At 59.5% G+C, this 18,040-nt stretch carries 20 protein-coding genes; 11 read left to right on the top strand and 9 right to left on the bottom strand.

Features of this window, described 5'->3' with window-relative positions; translation table 11 throughout:
- Together OZ656_RS02115 and OZ656_RS02110 are read left to right on the top strand one after the other, a co-directional pair.
- Nucleotides 1-1,110, top strand: a complete 1,110-nt coding sequence (locus OZ656_RS02115) for a uroporphyrinogen-III C-methyltransferase (RefSeq protein ID WP_278351193.1) — start codon at nucleotides 1-3, stop codon at nucleotides 1,108-1,110.
- Nucleotides 1,107-2,348: a heme biosynthesis HemY N-terminal domain-containing protein gene (locus OZ656_RS02110; RefSeq protein ID WP_278351192.1), complete on the top strand. Its 1,242-nt coding sequence runs from the start codon at nucleotides 1,107-1,109 to the stop codon at nucleotides 2,346-2,348. The genes OZ656_RS02115 and OZ656_RS02110 overlap by 4 nt, the downstream gene beginning before the upstream one ends.
- An 81-nt stretch (nucleotides 2,349-2,429) precedes the next feature.
- Here OZ656_RS02110 and OZ656_RS02105 read toward each other — a convergent pair whose 3' ends face one another.
- From OZ656_RS02105 to rho, 3 genes are all read right to left on the bottom strand, one after another.
- Nucleotides 2,430-3,422 carry a 2Fe-2S iron-sulfur cluster-binding protein gene (locus OZ656_RS02105; RefSeq protein WP_278351191.1) on the bottom strand — a complete coding sequence of 331 codons (993 nt, stop codon included), beginning with the start codon at nucleotides 3,420-3,422 and terminating at the stop codon, nucleotides 2,430-2,432.
- Nucleotides 3,423-3,434: 12 nt separating this feature from the next.
- Nucleotides 3,435-4,922 carry a 4-hydroxy-3-polyprenylbenzoate decarboxylase gene (gene ubiD / locus OZ656_RS02100; protein WP_278351190.1) on the bottom strand — a complete coding sequence of 496 codons (1,488 nt, stop codon included), beginning with the start codon at nucleotides 4,920-4,922 and terminating at the stop codon, nucleotides 3,435-3,437.
- Nucleotides 4,923-5,087: 165 nt separating this feature from the next.
- A complete protein-coding gene (gene rho / locus OZ656_RS02095; protein WP_014420346.1) occupies nucleotides 5,088-6,350 on the bottom strand; it encodes a transcription termination factor Rho in 1,263 nt (420 codons plus the stop codon).
- Between the two features lie 355 nt (nucleotides 6,351-6,705).
- Here rho and moaB point away from each other — a divergent pair, with 355 nt between their 5' ends.
- From moaB to OZ656_RS02075, 4 genes are read left to right on the top strand one after another with little or no spacing between them, the layout of a single operon-like run.
- On the top strand, nucleotides 6,706-7,278 hold the full coding sequence (gene moaB, locus OZ656_RS02090; protein WP_014420345.1) for a molybdenum cofactor biosynthesis protein B: 573 nt from the start codon (nucleotides 6,706-6,708) through the stop codon (nucleotides 7,276-7,278).
- A gap of 12 nt (nucleotides 7,279-7,290) precedes the next feature.
- A complete protein-coding gene (gene glp / locus OZ656_RS02085) occupies nucleotides 7,291-8,505 on the top strand; it encodes a gephyrin-like molybdotransferase Glp (protein ID WP_228224354.1) in 1,215 nt (404 codons plus the stop codon).
- A gap of 2 nt (nucleotides 8,506-8,507) precedes the next feature.
- On the top strand, nucleotides 8,508-8,768 hold the full coding sequence (gene moaD / locus OZ656_RS02080; RefSeq protein ID WP_222447609.1) for a molybdopterin converting factor subunit 1: 261 nt from the start codon (nucleotides 8,508-8,510) through the stop codon (nucleotides 8,766-8,768).
- 1 nt (nucleotide 8,769) lies between these two features.
- The gene (locus OZ656_RS02075) at nucleotides 8,770-9,216 is read left to right on the top strand and encodes a molybdenum cofactor biosynthesis protein MoaE (protein WP_278351189.1); all 447 of its coding nucleotides are present in this window, start codon (nucleotides 8,770-8,772) and stop codon (nucleotides 9,214-9,216) included.
- 171 nt (nucleotides 9,217-9,387) lie between these two features.
- On the opposite strand, the gene mobA is transcribed toward OZ656_RS02075, so the two are convergent.
- Together mobA and trxA are read right to left on the bottom strand one after the other, a co-directional pair.
- Nucleotides 9,388-9,978 carry a molybdenum cofactor guanylyltransferase MobA gene (mobA, locus tag OZ656_RS02070; RefSeq protein WP_278351188.1) on the bottom strand — a complete coding sequence of 197 codons (591 nt, stop codon included), beginning with the start codon at nucleotides 9,976-9,978 and terminating at the stop codon, nucleotides 9,388-9,390.
- Nucleotides 9,979-10,035: 57 nt separating this feature from the next.
- On the bottom strand, nucleotides 10,036-10,362 hold the full coding sequence (gene trxA, locus OZ656_RS02065; RefSeq protein WP_014420340.1) for a thioredoxin TrxA: 327 nt from the start codon (nucleotides 10,360-10,362) through the stop codon (nucleotides 10,036-10,038).
- A 318-nt stretch (nucleotides 10,363-10,680) separates the two neighbouring features.
- Between trxA and ppx the strand changes: the two genes are divergently transcribed.
- Nucleotides 10,681-12,162, top strand: a complete 1,482-nt coding sequence (gene ppx / locus OZ656_RS02060; RefSeq protein ID WP_222447685.1) for an exopolyphosphatase — start codon at nucleotides 10,681-10,683, stop codon at nucleotides 12,160-12,162.
- A 12-nt stretch (nucleotides 12,163-12,174) separates the two neighbouring features.
- On the opposite strand, the gene OZ656_RS02055 is transcribed toward ppx, so the two are convergent.
- Nucleotides 12,175-14,121, bottom strand: coding sequence for an ATP-binding cassette domain-containing protein (locus OZ656_RS02055; RefSeq protein WP_379944908.1), 1,947 nt, complete (start codon nucleotides 14,119-14,121; stop codon nucleotides 12,175-12,177).
- 42 nt (nucleotides 14,122-14,163) lie between these two features.
- On the opposite strand from OZ656_RS02055, the gene OZ656_RS02050 reads away from it, so the two are divergent.
- The 3 genes from OZ656_RS02050 to OZ656_RS02040 all read left to right on the top strand — a co-directional run bounded on the left by OZ656_RS02050 (nucleotide 14,164) and on the right by OZ656_RS02040 (nucleotide 15,945).
- Nucleotides 14,164-14,706 (top strand): DUF2390 domain-containing protein, encoded by a 543-nt coding sequence (locus OZ656_RS02050; RefSeq protein WP_278351185.1) that lies wholly within the window; start codon nucleotides 14,164-14,166, stop codon nucleotides 14,704-14,706.
- On the top strand, nucleotides 14,697-15,077 hold the full coding sequence (locus OZ656_RS02045; RefSeq protein WP_278351184.1) for a DUF4124 domain-containing protein: 381 nt from the start codon (nucleotides 14,697-14,699) through the stop codon (nucleotides 15,075-15,077). Before OZ656_RS02050 ends, OZ656_RS02045 begins: the two co-directional genes overlap by 10 nt.
- Before the next feature lie 136 nt (nucleotides 15,078-15,213).
- Nucleotides 15,214-15,945 (top strand): FKBP-type peptidyl-prolyl cis-trans isomerase, encoded by a 732-nt coding sequence (locus OZ656_RS02040; RefSeq protein WP_022992112.1) that lies wholly within the window; start codon nucleotides 15,214-15,216, stop codon nucleotides 15,943-15,945.
- 93 nt (nucleotides 15,946-16,038) lie between these two features.
- Here OZ656_RS02040 and OZ656_RS02035 read toward each other — a convergent pair whose 3' ends face one another.
- Nucleotides 16,039-16,518, bottom strand: coding sequence for an Rsd/AlgQ family anti-sigma factor (locus tag OZ656_RS02035; protein ID WP_014420335.1), 480 nt, complete (start codon nucleotides 16,516-16,518; stop codon nucleotides 16,039-16,041).
- A 105-nt stretch (nucleotides 16,519-16,623) separates the two neighbouring features.
- Nucleotides 16,624-17,130: a disulfide bond formation protein B gene (locus OZ656_RS02030; protein ID WP_011784013.1), complete on the bottom strand. Its 507-nt coding sequence runs from the start codon at nucleotides 17,128-17,130 to the stop codon at nucleotides 16,624-16,626.
- A 102-nt stretch (nucleotides 17,131-17,232) separates the two neighbouring features.
- Between OZ656_RS02030 and fliL the strand changes: the two genes are divergently transcribed.
- Nucleotides 17,233-17,688: a flagellar basal body-associated protein FliL gene (gene fliL / locus OZ656_RS02025; RefSeq protein ID WP_011784012.1), complete on the top strand. Its 456-nt coding sequence runs from the start codon at nucleotides 17,233-17,235 to the stop codon at nucleotides 17,686-17,688.
- Between the two features lie 30 nt (nucleotides 17,689-17,718).
- Here fliL and rmf read toward each other — a convergent pair whose 3' ends face one another.
- Nucleotides 17,719-17,934, bottom strand: a complete 216-nt coding sequence (gene rmf, locus OZ656_RS02020) for a ribosome modulation factor (protein ID WP_011784011.1) — start codon at nucleotides 17,932-17,934, stop codon at nucleotides 17,719-17,721.
- Between the last annotated feature and the right edge of the window lie 106 nt (nucleotides 17,935-18,040).

Below are 18,040 nucleotides of genomic sequence, written 5' to 3'. Positions count from 1 at the left end.
ATGCCCGTGACTGAAACAACAAAACAACTCCCTGCTCCCGTACAACCCGCCAGGCCGGAACGCCCCCGTCTTTGGCCGGTGTGGCTTGTGGCGGTTCTGGCGCTGATTCTGGCGATTGCCCTGGGGCTCTGGAACTGGCACCAGTGGCAGAACCACCAGGCCACCCTGCAAGTGATTCAGGACCTCCGGCAGGATACCAACCAGCTGGAAAACCTTTACGGCAACCGCGGCAGCGAACAGAGCGAGCGGCTTCAGGCACTGGAAACCCGGCTGGCGGAACAGCGGGAGCTGATTGCCACCCAGCAACGCCAGATCGATCACAACGCCCGCGAATTGCTGGAAGCCGGCAACCGCACCCGCACTGACTGGCTACTTGCAGAAGCCGAATATCTGCTGCGTATTGCCAACCAGCGCCTGCTGATCGAAAAGGACATCCGCGGTTCGCTGTCCGCCCTGGAATCGGCCGACGAGGTGTTGCGGGAATCCGACGATATCGGGGTTTATCTGGTGCGCCAGCAACTGGCCCGGGAAATCCAGTCGCTGAAGGGCATTCAGGGTGTCGACCGCACCGGGCTCTACCTGCGGCTGGAGGCCGCCATTGCCAGCGTCAACGACCTCACCGACCAGGCACTGATCAGTGATCAGGCGCCGGGGTTCGACATGATCGAAGACCAGAATGCGCCGTCCGACGGCAGCAATATGTTCACCCGGGGCTGGAACCGGTTCCTGGGCACCCTCAAAGAAGTCGTCGTCATCCGTCGCATGGACGAACCAGTGAAACCCCTGTTGTCTCCGGACCAGAGTGCCTGGGCCCGACTCAACCTGCAATTAATGCTGGAAGAAGCTGAAATGGCGGTCTTGCGGGGCAACCAGCCCCTGTATGAACGGGCGCTGAACAAGGCCATCACCACCATCAACGACTGGTACGATGGCACTAACCCGGCCATTCGTGGGCTCAACGAGACCCTGACCGAGCTGGCCGAGCGCAACGTAGACCCGGAACTGCCGGATATCAGCCAGTCCCTAAACCTGCTGAAAGAGCGGCTGGCGGGTCGCCTGGCCACCGGCGACAATGACAGCAACGCGGGCAATGGGGGCAATGAGTCATGATCCGCGTATTGCTGATCCTGCTGATCGCCCTTTTGGTGGGCACCGGGCTATCCCTGGGGCTGACCTACGACCTCGGCTATATCCGCATCAGCCTGGGCAACTACCTGATTGAAACCAATTTCTGGGTCGGGCTGGGCCTGATACTGGTCATCATTCTGTTAGCCGTCACCATCATCAATACGGTTCGCCGATTCCGCCAGGGTACCGGCGTGATGGCGGGTTGGATTGCCCGCGGTAATGAGCGCCGGGCCCGGCGCCGGACCACACGAGGCCTGCTGGCTCTGGCCGAAGGTAACTGGCCCCGCGCCCGCAAACTGCTGACCAGCTCCGCCAGCCATGCCGACACCCCCCTGATCAACTATCTCGCGGCGGCCCAGGCCGCGTTCGAGTCCGGTGACTATGAAGCGGTCGATGAACTGCTGCGCAAGGCCTTTGAAAGTACACCGGGCTCCAGCATGGCGGTGGGCTTGACCCAGGCCCAACTGCAACTGGCCGGTAACCGGCCCGAGCAGGCTTTAGCGACCCTGTTGCGCCTGCGCAAGGAATCTCCGCATCATCCGTTTGTCCTCAAGCTGCTGAAGAATGCCTATCTGCGCCTGGAAGACTGGCGCGAGCTGTCCCGGCTTATCCCGGAACTGCGCAAGCGCAGCGTGGTGCCGGAGAGCGAACTGAACGAGCTGGAACGCCAGGTCTGGCACAACCTGCTGGAGCGGGCCGCTGAGGAATGCCAGCGCAGCCGCAAAGAGAATCCCGAAGCCAGCCTGGAACCGCTGACCCGCCTGTGGGACGAGCTGCCAGGCTTTGTGCGCCGGGACGAATACACCATCCGCGACTACGCCAGGCTGCTGGCGGGATTGGGCGATGAGGCCCAGGCAGAAATCCTGCTGAGAAAGGTCTTGCGCAATCACTGGAGTGACGAGCTGATCAACCTCTATGGCCGGATTCAGGGCCATGACCTGGAGGAACAGTTACTGATTGCCGAGCAGTGGCTGAAACATCGCACCAACAACCCCGAGCTGCTGCTGGCACTGGGCCGGCTCAGCCTGCGTAATGAGCTGTGGGGAAAAGCGCGGGAATATTTTGAAACCAGCCTGAAACTGCGCCGCAACCGGGAAACCCTGGCGGAACTTAGCCGGCTGAATGCCCATATGGGTGAGGAAGAGGCCAGCATCAAGCTGCTGATGCAGGGCCTGGAAACCGACCATGGCCTGCCCGACCTGCCCATGCCCCGAGCCTGAGACTTCCCAGACCTTTTGATTCAGTCAAACAACAAGGGCCGGCAAATTGCCGGCCCTTGTTGTTTGCGCCCACTGAAATTGTCAGCTGCGGGGGGCGTACTCCAGAACATCCGAGAAAAAGGCCTGCTCCGGAAGGCCAGCCTCAACCAGCGCATCCATCAGGGTATACACCATGGTGGGCGAGCCACTGGCATGAACTTCCACGTCCTGCCAGTCGAATCCTGAGGCCAGTACCGCCCTGACCAGCTGGTCGTGGTGGCCGCCCCAGTCATTGTCTTCATCGTCACCCACTACCGGCAGAAAGCTGAACGGCGCCCACTCCTCCTGCCACTGCTGCGCGAGAGAACGCAGGTACATATCCTCGTGCTTGCGCACGCCCCAGAACAGTTTGACTGGCTTCTGGTAACGGGTTTCCCGCAGGTAATCCACCAGGCTTTTCATCTGGGCAAAACCGGTACCAGCCGCCACCAGTAGCAGGGGTTTGTCCGGCATACTGGCCAGGCAGGCCTTGCCATGGGGCAATTCCACCGTCACATCCTGGCCGGAAGTCAGCGCATCGATGACTTTCTGGGCCGAGATCCAGTCGGGCGACGCCTGGATGTGCAGTTCGATCTGCTCTGCAAAGGGGCTGCTGGCAATCGAGAAATAGCAGGGGTCAGCTCCGGGCAGAATCACCGACAGATACTGTCCGGCATGGAAAGCCACATCCCTCCGCCGGGGAAGCTGCAAGGCCACCCGGTACACATCGTGACTGATGGAACGTACGTCGATTACCTTCGCCTGGTACTGGCGGGGCTGGTAATTTCCTGATGCCATAACGGCAGGTATCTCCAGTTCAAGGTCGGCGAGCGGCCGAGTCCGACACATCATCAGTGGCTCGCCAACCGCGATAGAATGTTGATTTCGGGTATTCAGCGCCCGACCTTTCAACAACCGGGCCTCACAGATTTCGCACACACCATTTCGGCAGGCTGCCGGCACCCGTATTCCGGCTGCGGCCGCTGCAAACAACAGGTCTTCAGCCTTATCAGCACCATAACAAAGCCCCGATGGCTGCAGACGTATCCGAAACACTCTCTGCCCCTGTCAGTCGGGGCGGGCACCGGGAACTTCAATCCCCAGGCTGTCCCAGATGTCATCCACCCGCTGTTTGACCTGGTCGGTCATGGCGATGGCGGTGCCCCACTCCCGGTCAGTCTCTCCGGGCCATTTGTTGGTGGCGTCCATCCCCATTTTCGAGCCGAGCCCAGACACCGGGGAGGCAAAGTCCAGATAGTCGATCGGGGTGTTTTCCACCAGCGTCGTGTCCCGGACCGGGTCCATTCGCGTGGTGATGGCCCAGATCACATCTTCCCAGTTACGGGCATCCACGTCGTCATCAGTAACAATAACGAACTTGGTGTACATGAATTGCCGCAGGAACGACCATACCCCCATCATCACCCGTTTGGCATGGCCGGGATACTGCTTCTTCATAGTGACTACGGCAAGCCGGTAGGAACAGCCTTCCGGCGGCAGATAGAAATCGACAATTTCCGGGAATTGCTTCTGCAGGATTGGAATGAACACCTCGTTCAGCGCCACTCCGAGAATAGCCGGCTCGTCCGGTGGACGGCCAGTGTAGGTGCTGTGATAGATCGGATCCCGACGGTGGGTAATGCGCTCCACGGTAAACACCGGGAACTGATCCACTTCGTTGTAATACCCGGTGTGATCACCAAACGGCCCTTCCGGCGCCATATCGTCCGGGTAGATAAAGCCTTCCAGTACAATCTCGGCACTGGCCGGCACCTGAAGATCGCTCAGGCCAGCATTCACCAGTTCCGTTCGACTACCCCGCAGCAAACCTGCAAAAGCATATTCAGACAGCGTATCTGGCACCGGGGTAACGGCACCCAGAATGGTGGCCGGATCAGCACCCAGTGCGACCGCAACCGGATAGGGCTTGTCCGGGTTGGCCTTACGGAACTCCTGGTAATCCAGGGCGCCACCCCGATGGCTGAGCCAGCGCATAATCAGACGATTACGACCAATCACCTGCTGCCGGTAGATACCCAGGTTCTGACGTTCCTTGTTGGGGCCACGGGTAATCACCAGCGGCCAGGTCACCAGAGGACCGGCGTCACCCGGCCAGCAGTGCTGGACCGGGATCTGGTACAGATCCACCTTGTCTTTTTCAATCACTACATCCTGGCAGGGTGCCGAGCGCAACACCTTGGGGCTCATGCGCATGACCTGCCGGAACAATGGCAGTTTTTCGATAGCGTCCTTGAAGCCCTTGGGGGGATCCGGTTCTTTCAGAAACGCCAGCAGCTTGCCAATCTCCCGCAACGCAGCCACATCGTCCTGCCCCATGCCCAGTGCCACCCGTTTCGGTGTTCCGAACAGGTTGGCCAACACCGGCATATCGTAGCCTTTCGGATTCTCGAACAACAACGCCGGACCACCGGCACGCAGGGTGCGGTCGCAGATTTCGGTCATTTCCAGGTGGGGGTCAACTTCGGCGGTAATGCGCTTGAGCTCACCCAGCTTTTCCAGCTGGCTGACAAAGTCCCGAAGGTCGTTGTATTTCATGGTGTGCTCCGTTTCTGGTCTACGGTACTACGGAGTTTTTTCTGGTCTGGATTCAGACCTGAGTTCAGGTATTGGCCTGAGCAGCTTGAATGCTGGGGAGGGAATCCGCCCCGACCACCCGGACATTCCATAAGAACGCCCGCCGGTCGGGAATCGGAGTCAGTATCACCGACGCTTCATGGACTGGAAGAACTCGTCGTTAGTCTTGGTGTCCTTGAGCTTGTCCAGCAGGAACTCGATGGCGGCGGTATCGTCGTCCATGGAGTGCAGCAATTTGCGCAGAATCCACACACGCTGGATGTCGGCTTCGGACATCAACAGGTCTTCTCGGCGAGTGCCGGAGCTACGAATGTTGATGGCCGGGTACACCCGTTTCTCCGCAATCCGTCGGTCCAGATGCACCTCCATGTTACCGGTGCCCTTGAACTCCTCGTAGATCACTTCGTCCATTTTGGAACCGGTGTTCACCAGCGCCGTGGCGAGAATGGTCAGGCTTCCGCCTTCTTCCACGTTACGGGCAGCACCAAAGAAACGCTTGGGCTTTTCCAGCGCGTGGGCATCAACACCGCCGGTCAGTACCTTGCCGGAGGACGGAATCACCGTGTTGTAGGCCCGGGCCAGACGGGTGATGGAGTCCAGCAGAATGACCACATCTTTCTTGTGCTCGACCAGGCGCTTGGCCTTTTCGATCACCATCTCGGCCACCTGCACGTGACGGGCCGGCGGCTCATCAAAGGTGGAGGCCACCACTTCGCCGCGCACGGTACGCTGCATTTCAGTCACTTCTTCCGGGCGCTCATCAATCAGCAGCACCATCAGGTGGCATTCCGGGTTATTGCGGGTAATCGACTGGGCGATACCCTGCATCAGCAGCGTTTTACCAGCCTTGGGCGGGGATACGATCAGCCCCCGCTGGCCTTTACCTATCGGCGCTACCAGATCCAGAACCCGGGATGAGAGATCCTCGGTGCTGCCGTTACCGGCTTCCAGCATCAACCGTTCCTGAGGGAACAGCGGTGTCAGGTTCTCGAACAGAATCTTGTTGCGGGCGTTGTCCGGCTTGTCAAAGTTGATCTCGTTGACTTTCAGCAGGGCAAAATAACGTTCGCCGTCTTTCGGAGGACGGATCTTGCCCGCGATGGTGTCGCCGGTACGCAGGTTGAACCGACGAATCTGGCTGGGGGAAACGTAAATATCGTCCGGCCCGGCCAGGTATGAGGCATCGGCGGAGCGGAGGAAGCCGAAACCATCCTGCAGAATCTCCAGTACACCGTCACCGTAAATGTCTTCGCCGCTTTTGGCGTGTTTTTTCAGGATGGTGAAGATCACATCCTGTTTGCGCGAACGAGCCAGGTTGTCGAGGCCCATTTCTTGCGCGATATCGAGCAATTCGGGCACGGATTTCTGCTTGAGTTCAGTAAGATTCATAGTTTGTTGGATTTTCAGGAATGGAAGTAAACGACTGTTGGAATGACAGGGGCGCCCCTGAACGTGTTGATCGAATCAAAAATGAAACAAAGGTGCTGGCAGATGGAGCAACCGGTGTAGATGGAAGCCGGATATTAAATGCCGAAGCCAGAGAGTGGGAACAACTGTTCGCCGGGCAACGGCATCATCGGCCACCTTTAGCGCGAATGTCAAGCCCCTGAATAAAATTAAGCCGTTTTTTGGCATGGGGTTCACTGGTTCTGGAGCTCCCTCTGATGGGTTACTCCCTTCCCAACCACGCAGCAGATCAGGATACTGAGCCTATGATTGATGACAGACTTCCGGAGCCTACCCCATGAGCAGTGATCGCACCAGCGAACTGAAGCCCCTGAACATCGCCCTTCTGACCGTCTCGGACACCCGAGGCCCGGATGAAGACACGTCTGGCCAGTTTCTCGAGGACAGCGTTGTCGAGGCCGGTCACCGGCTGGTGGCCCGCCGCATCCTGCCGGATGACATCTACCTGGTCCGGGCCCTGATGTCACAATGGATTGCCGATCCGGAGATTCACGCCGTCATCATTACCGGCGGCACCGGCTTCCACGAACGTGACAGTACGCCGGAAGCGGTAGCGCCCCTGCTGGATAAAACCATCGACGGATTTGGTGAGGAGTTCCGGCGACTGTCCGCCTCTGAGATCGGCACCTCCACTATTCAGTCCCGGGCCTTTGGCGGCCTGGCCAACCATACGGTTATTTTCTGCCTGCCCGGCTCAACCGGGGCTTGCCGAACCGGCTGGAACGGCATTCTGGCAACCCAGCTGGACAGTCGCCATGGCCCCTGTAATTTCTCTGCTCTGGCCCTGCGCAAGCCGGACCGCCCCTACCAGCGGGTTCAGGAAGTGATTGGCCAGCGTGCCGAGCGGTAATCAGGAGGACACATGATGGCTAACGATCTGACATCGGTTGACGATGCACTGCAACATATTCTTGACCGGGCGCCGGCCATCACCCGCACCGAAGCCGTTGCTCTGACGGACAGCCTCGGCCGGATTCTGGCAGAGAACCAGTATGTTCCCGCGGATGTACCGCCGGCAGATAACAGCGCCGTGGACGGCTACGCGGTATGTCTGGCCGATGTCGCCGCGGGCAGACCGATGTCCGTATCCGCCCGAATCCCGGCCGGCGTTGCCCCCGGAACACTGGCACCCGGCACAGCGGCACGGATTTTTACCGGCTCAGAGATTCCCGAAGGGGCGGATGCGGTCGTGATGCAGGAACGGGTGGAACGCACCGACGACATGATTCTGATCCAGGCGGAGGTTTCGGAGGGCCAGAACATTCGCAGGCGGGGCCAGGATCTTGCCCGGGGCGATCTGGCGCTGGCGAAGGGCAAGCGCATTCGCCCCCAGGAAATGGGCCTGCTGGCCTCCATGGGGATGAGCCAGGTTCCGGTCATGGGTCGACTAAGAGTCGCGGTATTGACCACCGGTGATGAACTAGTGGAGCCGGGCCAGCCACTTGATCCCGGCCAGATATACAACACCAACCGGTTTACCCTTATGGGCCTGTTGGCCGAGGCAGGCTGCGAGCTGGTGTTGTGCGAAACCCTTGAAGATACCCGGGAAGCCACCCGCAGCACGCTCGAGTCTGCTGCTGCCAAGGCCGACCTGATCATCACCAGCGGCGGCGTATCGGTCGGCGAGGAGGACCACGTTCGCGCGGTACTGGAGGAATCCGGCAAGCTGTCACTTTGGCGCATGGCAATCAAGCCCGGCAAACCACTGGCGTTTGGCGAAGTGGCAGGCATACCGGTACTCGGTTTGCCGGGCAATCCGGCAGCGGTCCTGGTCACTTTTCTGGTGGTAGCGATGCCTTACATTCGCAAACGCCAGGGCCGGCAGGACCTCCTTCCCGTGGGCGAATATCTGCCGGCGGGGTTTGACGTAACCTCCACATCTGTCCGCCGCGAGTTTGTACGGGCCCGGAAGCAGGGTTCAGCAGCGGGTCTGGAGGTTGTCGCCTATCCAAACCAGAGCTCCGGCGTACTGAGTTCCGCCTGCTGGGGCGACGGCCTGGCTGTAGTGCCGGAACATACGGCGATCCGCGCCGGCGATTTGATTACATACTATCCGTTCACCGAATTACTGAGTTAACGATGACAGAACCAACACTGACTGTGCGTTTTTTCGCGCGACTGCGAGAAGAGCTTGGTACCGAAAGCCTGACCCTGCCGGCCTCCGAGCACCACACGGTCGCGGACCTGCTTACCTACCTGGCCAGCCGGGGCGGTGCCTGGGCCCAGCTGACCGGTGGCCAACCGGTGATGGTGGCCATCAATCAGTCCATGGCAAAGCCGTCCAGCCCGGTACAGCCAGGGGACGAGGTAGCCTTCTTCCCACCGGTCACCGGAGGTTAAGATGATTTCAATCCAGACCGACGATTTCGATGCGGGTGCGGAATATGAGGCGCTCCGGTTGACCGGGCCGGGCACCGGGGCCATTGTCACCTTCTCGGGCCTGGTACGGGATTCCGGGGATCTGTCCGGGGTGACGGGGCTGTTTCTGGAGCATTATCCGGGGATGACCGAGCAGGTGATTCAGGGGCTGATTGATGAGGCTGGGCGGCGCTGGGATGTGCAGCGGGCCCGGGTGATTCACCGGATCGGACGCTTGGCGCTGGCCGACCAGATTGTATTTGTGGGGGTGTGCAGTGCCCACCGGGGCGATGCGTTTGCGGCCTGTGAGTTCATTATGGACGCGTTGAAGACGTCGGCGCCGTTCTGGAAAAAGGAGATTACCCGCGAGGGAGAGCATTGGGTGGAGCAGAAAGAGTCTGATGTTGCCCGGAGTCGGAACTGGGAGTGAGGCGCTTATTGGAGTTTGCCGCCCGGCCACTGGTCTGGTGGGGCCTCCGAAAACCGCTGTGAATACGTCCCTGTACGCTTGCTCTCCGCCATCCATGGCTCCGAGCATTTTCGGAGGCCCCACCAGACCAGCGCCCTACGTATGCAGTCAGTTGATCCTGCAGCGATCGGATTAGCGTTCCAAATCCCTAAAATTGTTGCGATTCTTGAACACTTCGTCAGCTTCCGGACAATCTACCGCCACCGCCCCCACCGATTCGGCAAATCCCATCACCCGGCGATTGTCCGACGCCAGCCAGCGGTCCAGCTCCACCATTACATTTACAGGATACACACCGTGCAACGGGTGCAGGCGGCCGTTATGTTCGGCAATAGCCGGGCGGTCGGGCTGGGTTTGCCAGGCAGTGACCAGGGCGCTGAGGGTTCCCGGGGTGATTCCCGGGGTATCACAGGGGCAAACCAGCACAGCTTCGGCACCCTGGGCTTCCGCGGCTTTCAGGCCCGTGAGCAGGCCCGCCAGAGGACCCTGGTCGCGTAGTTCAGGAGGATCCTGCAGGATGCGGCCGGGCGCCAGGCGTTCGTAGTCCGGCAGCGAGCGGTTGGCGCTGATGAAGACGGCCGGGGTGATGGTCCTCAGGGCCTGCAGCACCCATTCGGCCATGGCTCTGCCTTGCCAGGGTACGAGGCCTTTGTCCTGGCCGCCCATGCGGGTGCCTTTGCCGCCTGCCAGGAGCAGGCCGATGATTCTGTCGGGTCGGGTCATGGCATAAAAAAACCGCCCGTGAAGCGTTGTTCAGGGGCGGTTTCCTTCAACAGCGGATCAGAGGTTGCTGTCGAGGAAGGCGGCCAGCTGCGATTTGGACAGCGCGCCTACTTTGGTGGCATCCACGTTGCCGTTCTTGAACAGCATCAGGGTCGGGATACCACGGATGTTGAACTTGGGCGGGGTCTGTTCGTTTTCGTCGATGTTGAGTTTGCAGACCTTAAGCTTGCCTTCGTATTCGTCAGCGATTTCTTCCAGAACCGGAGCAATCATTTTGCACGGGCCACACCACTCGGCCCAGTAGTCTACCAGTACCGGAACGTCGGACTTCAGTACATCCTGCTCGAAGGAAGCGTCGGTGACATTAACGATATTTCCGCTCATTACCTTTTCCTGATTCAGGCGCTCCGGGGCTTGGATTCCGGCCCTTCGGGAGTCGCTGTTGACTGTAGTGGACGGTGTTCTCTTTACGGACCGGCCGCCCACCCGGATTAAGACAGACTATTACTTTACGCGATTGCCCGCCCTGATGTGAAGCCGGTTGTATCTACCCCCGGGTTGATCCGTGTCAGTAATGTCCGCAGCCAATTACTGACACGGCCGGGAAGTTTCACTTATAGTACGGCCAAGTTCATATCACACAGGACGCCTATCAACGTGACGGCCGCATCCCCTGCCGAGAAGCCTGAAACCTCCCCGGACATGCTGGCAGCCATCGATATGGGCTCCAACAGTTTTCATATGGTCGTCGCCCGTCTGGTGCATGGCGAAATCCGCACGGTTGAGAAGATGGGCGAGAAAGTCCAGCTTGGCGCGGGGCTGGATCAGTACAATCGGCTGACCGAAGAAACCCAGCTGCGGGCCCTCGAATGTCTGAGCCGGTTTGCCCAGCGCCTTCAGGGCATGCCCCGGGAAGCCGTCCAGATCGTCGGCACCAATGCCCTCCGGGTCGCCCGCAATGCTCACGATTTCATTGCCCGTGCCGAGGAAGTGCTGGGCTATCCGGTAGAAATCATCGCCGGGCGTGAGGAAGCGCGGTTAATCTATCTCGGTGTCTCCCATACCCTGTCGGACGATTCCGGCCGGCGGCTGGTGATTGATATTGGCGGCGGCAGCACGGAATTCATCATCGGGCAGCGTTTCGAACCCCAGGAGCTGGAAAGCCTGCACATGGGGTGCGTCTCGTTCCGCAACCGCTACTTTCCCGATGGCAAGATTACCCGGCGCCAGATGGACAAGGCCATTACCCACGCCGAGCAGGAACTGCTGAATATCCGTCAGCACTATCGTTCAGTGGGGTGGCAGAGCGCGGTGGGCTCTTCCGGCTCGATCAAGGCGATTGCCAACGTGCTGGCAACCCTGAAGATTACCGACGGCTCCATTAACCGCGACGGCATGGAAGAGCTGCGCAAGCGCCTGGTGAGCATGGGCAAGGTGGAGAAACTGGCCGAACTGGGGGTAAGGGAAGATCGCCAGAGCATTTTCCCCGCCGGCTTTGCCATTCTGATGGCGGCGTTCCGTTCACTCGACATCCAGACCATGACCTTTGCCGACGGCGCCCTGCGTGAAGGCCTGCTGTACGACATTGTCGGACGCATCCAGCACGAGGACGTTCGTGAACGCACGATTGCGGCGCTGCAGGAGCGTTACCACGTAGACCAGGCTCACGGCGCAGCGGTCGAGAACACCGCAATTGCCGCCTGGGAACAGGTGGCGGGGCAATGGGGCCTGCGCACCGCCGCCGATGAAGACGTGCTGCGCTGGGCCTGCCGGCTGCACGAGATCGGCCTGACCATTTCCCACAGCCAGTACCACAAGCACGGCGCCTACCTGTTGCGTTATTCCGATTTACCCGGCTTCAGTCAGCCGTTCCAGAAGGATCTGGCCACTCTGGTCCGGGGCCATCGCCGGAAGTTCTCGTCGGCGGTTTTCGAGGGTATCGAGCCCGAGGACAAACCCCGCCTGACCTACCTTTGCGTGCTGGTGCGGCTGGCGGTGCTGATCCAACACCCACGCAACCTGGAAGAACCCCCCGCCTTCACCCTTCACGGCCACGATAACCGCCTGGTGATCGAGTTCCCCGAGGGCTGGCTGGACAACCGCCCGCTGACCCTCGCAGACCTGGAGAACGAACGGGACTACCTGGCACGCCAGGACTTTACCCTGGAGATCTCGGGCCGGTAACGCCGGCTCAGTTCAGCCGGCCAGTTCCGCCTCCAGATTCTCCACGGTTTCGCTGACCTCCAACCACTCGGCTTCAACGTCTTCCAGCTCTCGCTTCAGTTCGGTCTGCTCCGCCAGCAGTTCCTTGAGTCGAACCTTTTGCTGGTCATCGTAAAGCCCTGGGTCGGCCAGGTTTTGCTCCATCGTGGCGAGCTTTTGCTGCAACTGCTCCATACGGGTCTCAAGCGTTCCCTGTTTTTTCCGCCACGGGCTGAGTTTCTGTCGCAGTTCAGCTTCCTGGCGCTTGCGGGCCTTGCGTTCATCCGCCGTCAGGGTCGCGGCTCCGGCGGTATTCACCGACTTTTCCTGACCCTCGGCCACTTCACGCCGGGGTGGCGATTCCTCATCTTTCCGACGTTCCGCCAACCAGCGTTCGTAATCCTCCAGGTCGCCCTCGTACTCGCCAACAGCGCCATCGCATACCAACCAGAACTCATCCACCGTGTTGCGCAGCAAGTGGCGGTCGTGGGATACCACCACGATGGCGCCCTCGAAGTTCTGGAGCGCCATGGTCAGGGCCTGTCGCATTTCCAGGTCCAGATGGTTCGTGGGCTCATCCAGCAACAGCAGATTGGGTTTCTGCCAGGCGATAACGGCAAGCGCTACCCGGGCCTTCTCACCGCCCGAAAACGAGCGAATGGGCGCAAGTGCTTCGTCGCCGTGAAAATCGAAGCCGCCCAGGAAGTCCCGGACTTTCTGCTCCGATGCGGTTGGCGCCAGACGCTGCAGGTGCAGGAACGGACTGGCGTCGAGATCCAGGGACTCCAGCTGATGCTGGGCGAAATAGCCGATGGCCAGGTGTTCGCCACAGGTGCGCTCACCACTGAGCAGGGTTCCGGTGCCGCGAAGGGCATCCATAAAGGTGGACTTACCGGCCCCGTTCGGCCCCAGCAAACCAACCCGGGTGCCGGGCAACAGGGTGACATTGATGTTCTTCAGAATGGGCACATCCCCATGGCCCGCGACCCCGTGGCGAATGGACAGCAATGGATTGGAGACCTTGTCCGCGACCGGGAACTCGAAACTGAAGGGTGAGTCCACGTGCGCGGGCGCAATCTTTTCCATCCGCTCCAGTGCCTTGACGCGGCTCTGGGCCTGCCGGGCTTTGGTGGCTTTGGCCTTGAAGCGATCAATAAAGCGCTGGATTTCGGCAATTCTGGCTTGCTGGCGTTCGAAACTGGCCTGCTGCTGGGCCAGTCGCTCGGCGCGCTGACGCTCGAAGGCTGAGTAATTTCCCGTATACAGCACCAATTGCTTCTGATCGAAATGCACCAGATGAGTAGCCACCCGGTCCATGAAGTCCCTGTCGTGAGAAATAAACAGCAAGGTACCCGGATACTTTCTGAGCCAGTTCTCCAGCCACAGACAGGCATCCAGGTCCAGGTGGTTGGTGGGCTCATCCAGCAACAGGAGATCGGATGGACGCATCAGTGCCTGGGCCAGGTTCAGTCGAATACGCCAGCCACCGGAAAATGCGGAAACCGGGCGCTCGGCATCGCTGTCGGCGAAGCCCAGGCCCCTGAGCAGTGTCTCTGCCCGGCGCGGTGCGGACCAGGCTTCGTGAATATCCAGCTCCCCGTGCAGACGGGCAATGGCATGGTCATCACCACCCGCTTCCGCCTCGGCCAGCGCCCGCTCCATTCGCCGCAACTCGGTGTCGCCATCCAGCACAAAATCCCGGGCCGAACGGGACGAAGCGGCCACTTCCTGAGCCATATGGGCAATCCGGCAGCCGCCAGGCAACGCCACACTGCCCTGCTCGGGCGCAAGCTGCCCCAGCAAGAGCTGGAAAAGACTGGACTTTCCGGCACCATTGGCACCGACAATGGCAACGCGCTGCCCCGGTTGCACGGTCAGGTTCACGTTTTCTAGCAACCAGACGCCGCCCCGTTGTAAACTGAGATCGGTTATCGTTAACATAGATTTAATCTATCCATGGATTACTGCCAGGGAAGCGCCATCATGACCGTTCAACAAGCGGAGCCGCTGGAACTTCCAGAACACATGGAACCAGACAATCCGTTATGGCGTTATGCCCTCGCTCAATGGCAGGATCCGCAAGTGGCTGAGGCCTGTCTTGAGCTGCAGTCCGAGGGATGGAGCGTAAGCCGCATCCTCTGTGCCGGCTGGCTGGCCACGCACGGTCAGTCGTTCTCTGGCGTTGAGGACGCTAAGGTAACAGAGTGGCGAAGCCGTGTAACCGGTTGCCTTCGCTCCGCCCGCAAGTCTGTTCCCCGGGCCAATGATCATGGCCGGGAGCTACGGGACACTCTGGCCAGGGCAGAACTGCTAGCCGAACAGCTGGAGCTGGCTCTGGCCTGGCAAACGTTGAAAGAATCCGAAGCGGAGCGCGGAAACATGCAGAAATCAGGCACCATCATCGAGCAGAATCTTGTCGCTGCCGCGCCGTCCCGCGACATACCCGTGCGGGTAAAACCTCACCTTGAACTTCTGGCCCGCCGGCTTGCTGGCCAGACCACCAGAGGCGGCCCATCATGTTCATGAAATGGCTGATCCGGCTTTCATTTCCGGCGCTCGGCCTTTTGCTGCTGCTGATTTTCTTCGGCCTTGGCGATCCTGACCAGGTCTCGGAACCGGTGAAAACCGAGCAGACGACGACGATTCCCTCATTCGAGGGTTTGCTGCCGTCGCCAATCCCCACCGAGGGCCCGGACATCGTGTTCAAATGGCAGGACACCGATGGCAACTGGCATTATGCTGATCAGCCCCCGGCTCAGGGTCCCTGGAATGCCCTGGCCATTGAGCGCCCAGACCCCGTGCCCCGGAAGCCGCAGACCATCAGCCCGGAAGATGACTGGCAGTCCCCCTACCAGGCCCCCTATTCGCTCAATGGCTCACCCGCCAGCGGTTCCTGACGCGGGTTGCGCATTGCCGCGAAATGAGTCTCTGATTAACACATGTTCAGTGGCATCCCGCTGCTGAACCCGTTACCTTGTTCACTTTCAGAATCCAGGGTCAGAGAGCCCAGAAACACGTGAAAAGGATGAAATGATGAAGAAAACGCTTTTGGCTATCGCCGTTACCGGCCTGATTGCCGGTTGCTCAACAGCCCAGGAGCCGGCAAATGACCCGGCCCTTGAAACCACCCCTGAGAAAGTCAGCTATGGCATGGGATTGGTGCTGGGTGAGCGCATGAGCAATGACTTGCCGGATCTCCAGATGGACCAGTTCCTTCAGGGCATCCAGCATGGCCATGCCGGTGACGAAGACAGCAAGCGACTGACCCGCGAGCAGATCCAGGAAGCGCTGATGGCCTACCAGCAGGAGCTCCAGCAAAAGCAGGAGCAGCAACTGGAAGAACTCGCGCAGAAGAACAAGGATGCCGGCGAGGCTTTCCTGGCAGAAAACGCCGAACGTGAAGGCGTTGAGACCACAGAATCCGGTCTCCAGTACGAAGTGATTGAAGAAGGTAACGGTGAGCGCCCAACCGCCGAAGATCAGGTGGAAGTCCACTACACCGGCGAACTGATCAACGGTGAGGTATTCGACAGCTCCCGTGAGCGCGGGCAAACCGTGACCTTTGGCCTGAACCAGGTGATTCCTGGCTGGACAGAAGGCCTGCAGCTGATGAGCGAAGGTGCTCGTTACAAGCTTTATATCCCGTCTGACCTGGCCTACGGCCCGGGCGGCAACCAGGCTATTGGCCCCAACGAGACCCTGGTATTTGATGTCGAGCTGATCGCCGTGAATCCGGGGCAGGACGACGCTGGTTCAGACGAATAAGCTCTGGCCAGCACTCCGGCAGGCAATAAAAAACCGGCGCCATTTCTGGGGCCGGTTTTTTATTGCGGGTAATGCGGTTCCGGGTAGAGGCAATCAGGCCGAAGCCACCTTGCCCGCATGGGCGTTATGCAGATTCTCAATCAGGAAATCTTCCATCTCAAAGCGCGACTCCAGCACTTCTCCAAGCCGTGACAGCTCGTTGAACAATTCCCTGACGTCGACCTCGGACAGCTCCCGGCCATCCAGACGATCATTAAAGTTCAATGCCACTTCCGTGGTTTGCTCGATCCGGGGATAGAGCTTTGCTGCCAGTTCGAGGCCGCCGTCGTTGAACTCACGGGCCTCCTGAATCAGCTGTTCGTAGACTTCAAAGTGACCGGCCGAAACATAATCCACCAGCACTTCGCACAGGCGGACAAATTTTTCGCGGAGGGCATCAGTCTGGGAAAAATCGCTTTCTCCAGACAACTCGCAATACTGAACCAGAAGCTCCTGGCGCTCTTTCAGCCAGCGATCAATCAGCTCGCTGACACCACCCCAACGTTCCCTGGCATTCCGGCAATTCTCCAACATGACGCCTGTCTCCCCTCGGTCAATCCGCCAGCTCTCTGGATCTAGTCTTGATAATTATTATGTTGGATTCAAGTTACCCCATGGTCATGGTCAGCCGCAACTGTTTCAGCTCTGCAACCAGTCCCGGGGAGAATAGCGTCGCAGCATCACAAACAGCCCCAGCACAATCAGCAGGCTGAAAAAGACCGCGGTCCATCCGGGGATACTCAGACCGAGAAAACGCCAGACCACTTCGGCGCAATCACCAGTGCCTTTCAATGCGGTTTGCAGCACTTCAAACCAGGGTAGTACCTCGAGCATGTAATCAACCGAAGGGCCACAGGCAGGCACCTGGTCCGCCGGCAGACTCTGTAACCATAGCTGACGCCCCGCCACCGCCAGACCAGCGCCAGCGGCAACAATCAGTAACAGCCCGTAGACCCGGTTGCCGAACCCGCGGGGTCCGTGCAGAAACGCCAACAGACTGACCAGCCCCGCACCCATAAATCCGAAACGCTGCAACCAGCACAACGGGCAAGGCTCCAGACCCATCACGTGCTCCATGTAAAAGGCCACCGCCAGCAACCCGGCGCACACCAGAAATACCAACCCGAATATCCATCTGCTTGTCAAAACGCTACCCCGGAATCATGATGTGGACTGCACAAGCTTCCATGGCCTGATATTCTCAGAGAAAAACCAGCGTGCCATGAAACACTGAACCAATCCTAACCCATGACTAACGCCAAGCCTATGACCATTCTCAGAAAACTGACGCCGGCCCTGTTACTGACCCTGTGCGCACTGATGCCTTCCCTGCCCACCATGGCCGAGGAAGCTGATGAAGAAACCGAAGTGAAGGGGGTAACCGACTATATCGCCATGGAACCGGCATTCGTCACCCATGTCGGCAAACCGGATGCGAAAGTGGCCTATCTCAAAGCCTCCGTAACCATTCGGGCCTCCCGCGAAACCACCCGGCCGGCGGTAGAAGCGCACATGCCCAGATTACGGCACGAACTGGTGATGCTGTTTGGTGAGCAGACGGATCTTGACCAATTGTCTTCCATGGACGGCCAGCAGGCGCTGCGGGAAGAAGCAACCAAACGGATAAACGGAGTGCTGGAGGAGCAGCAAACCGGTGAGACCATTACCGGAGTGCTGTTTACCGAGTTTGTGGTTCAGCGCTAGTTGCCGCATCCACCGGGCGGTGGCACCGGATCAGGCGATGCGTGAGAACAGATCATCATCCTGTTGCGGGCGCTGTTTCCGGGCCTGACCGGCATCATCCCAACCGGCTTCCCAGGCGGCAATAATGACCTCACCACGGTATGGACAGCGGGTTTTGTCCATGCCCATCTCTCCGGCCATGTATCCCTGCCGGTAGGCCTTGTTCAATGCTTCTACATCCCAGCCGAGCTTGATATCCGTTGCCATGGGCCACCTCCTTACCTGATGTAATAGAAAGTAACAGCAGGTAACAGATCCAGCAAACCGGACAGCCGGTTCTGTGCGTCACGTCCCTTTCCGGACGTGACGCAAG

Origin of the sequence: Marinobacter sp. LM1 (assembly GCF_042763285.1) — a bacterium.
In the GTDB taxonomy this organism is placed as follows: Bacteria; Pseudomonadota; Gammaproteobacteria; order Pseudomonadales; family Oleiphilaceae; genus Marinobacter; species Marinobacter nauticus.
The sequence above is the reverse complement of the archived record's forward strand: the minus strand, read 5'-3'. Positions and strand labels throughout refer to the sequence as shown.

Bases quoted from the DNA above. Each gene is read 5' to 3' on its own strand.
- rho (WP_014420346.1), bottom strand. From the start codon at position 6,350: ATGAATCTTACTGAACTCAAGCAGAAATCCGTGCCCGAATTGCTCGAT.
- OZ656_RS02075 (WP_278351189.1), top strand. From the start codon at position 8,770: ATGATTTCAATCCAGACCGACGATTTCGATGCGGGTGCGGAATATGAG.
- OZ656_RS02055 (WP_379944908.1), bottom strand. From the start codon at position 14,121: ATGTTAACGATAACCGATCTCAGTTTACAACGGGGCGGCGTCTGGTTG.
- ppx (WP_222447685.1), top strand. From the start codon at position 10,681: ATGCTGGCAGCCATCGATATGGGCTCCAACAGTTTTCATATGGTCGTC.
- OZ656_RS02035 (WP_014420335.1), bottom strand. From the start codon at position 16,518: ATGTTGGAGAATTGCCGGAATGCCAGGGAACGTTGGGGTGGTGTCAGC.
- moaD (WP_222447609.1), top strand. From the start codon at position 8,508: ATGACAGAACCAACACTGACTGTGCGTTTTTTCGCGCGACTGCGAGAA.
- OZ656_RS02050 (WP_278351185.1), top strand. From the start codon at position 14,164: ATGACCGTTCAACAAGCGGAGCCGCTGGAACTTCCAGAACACATGGAA.
- mobA (WP_278351188.1), bottom strand. From the start codon at position 9,978: ATGACCCGACCCGACAGAATCATCGGCCTGCTCCTGGCAGGCGGCAAA.
- ubiD (WP_278351190.1), bottom strand. From the start codon at position 4,922: ATGAAATACAACGACCTTCGGGACTTTGTCAGCCAGCTGGAAAAGCTG.
- OZ656_RS02040 (WP_022992112.1), top strand. From the start codon at position 15,214: ATGAAGAAAACGCTTTTGGCTATCGCCGTTACCGGCCTGATTGCCGGT.
- OZ656_RS02110 (WP_278351192.1), top strand. From the start codon at position 1,107: ATGATCCGCGTATTGCTGATCCTGCTGATCGCCCTTTTGGTGGGCACC.
- moaB (WP_014420345.1), top strand. From the start codon at position 6,706: ATGAGCAGTGATCGCACCAGCGAACTGAAGCCCCTGAACATCGCCCTT.
- rmf (WP_011784011.1), bottom strand. From the start codon at position 17,934: ATGGCAACGGATATCAAGCTCGGCTGGGATGTAGAAGCATTGAACAAG.
- trxA (WP_014420340.1), bottom strand. From the start codon at position 10,362: ATGAGCGGAAATATCGTTAATGTCACCGACGCTTCCTTCGAGCAGGAT.
- glp (WP_228224354.1), top strand. From the start codon at position 7,291: ATGATGGCTAACGATCTGACATCGGTTGACGATGCACTGCAACATATT.
- fliL (WP_011784012.1), top strand. From the start codon at position 17,233: ATGACTAACGCCAAGCCTATGACCATTCTCAGAAAACTGACGCCGGCC.
- OZ656_RS02115 (WP_278351193.1), top strand. From the start codon at position 1: ATGCCCGTGACTGAAACAACAAAACAACTCCCTGCTCCCGTACAACCC.
- OZ656_RS02045 (WP_278351184.1), top strand. From the start codon at position 14,697: ATGTTCATGAAATGGCTGATCCGGCTTTCATTTCCGGCGCTCGGCCTT.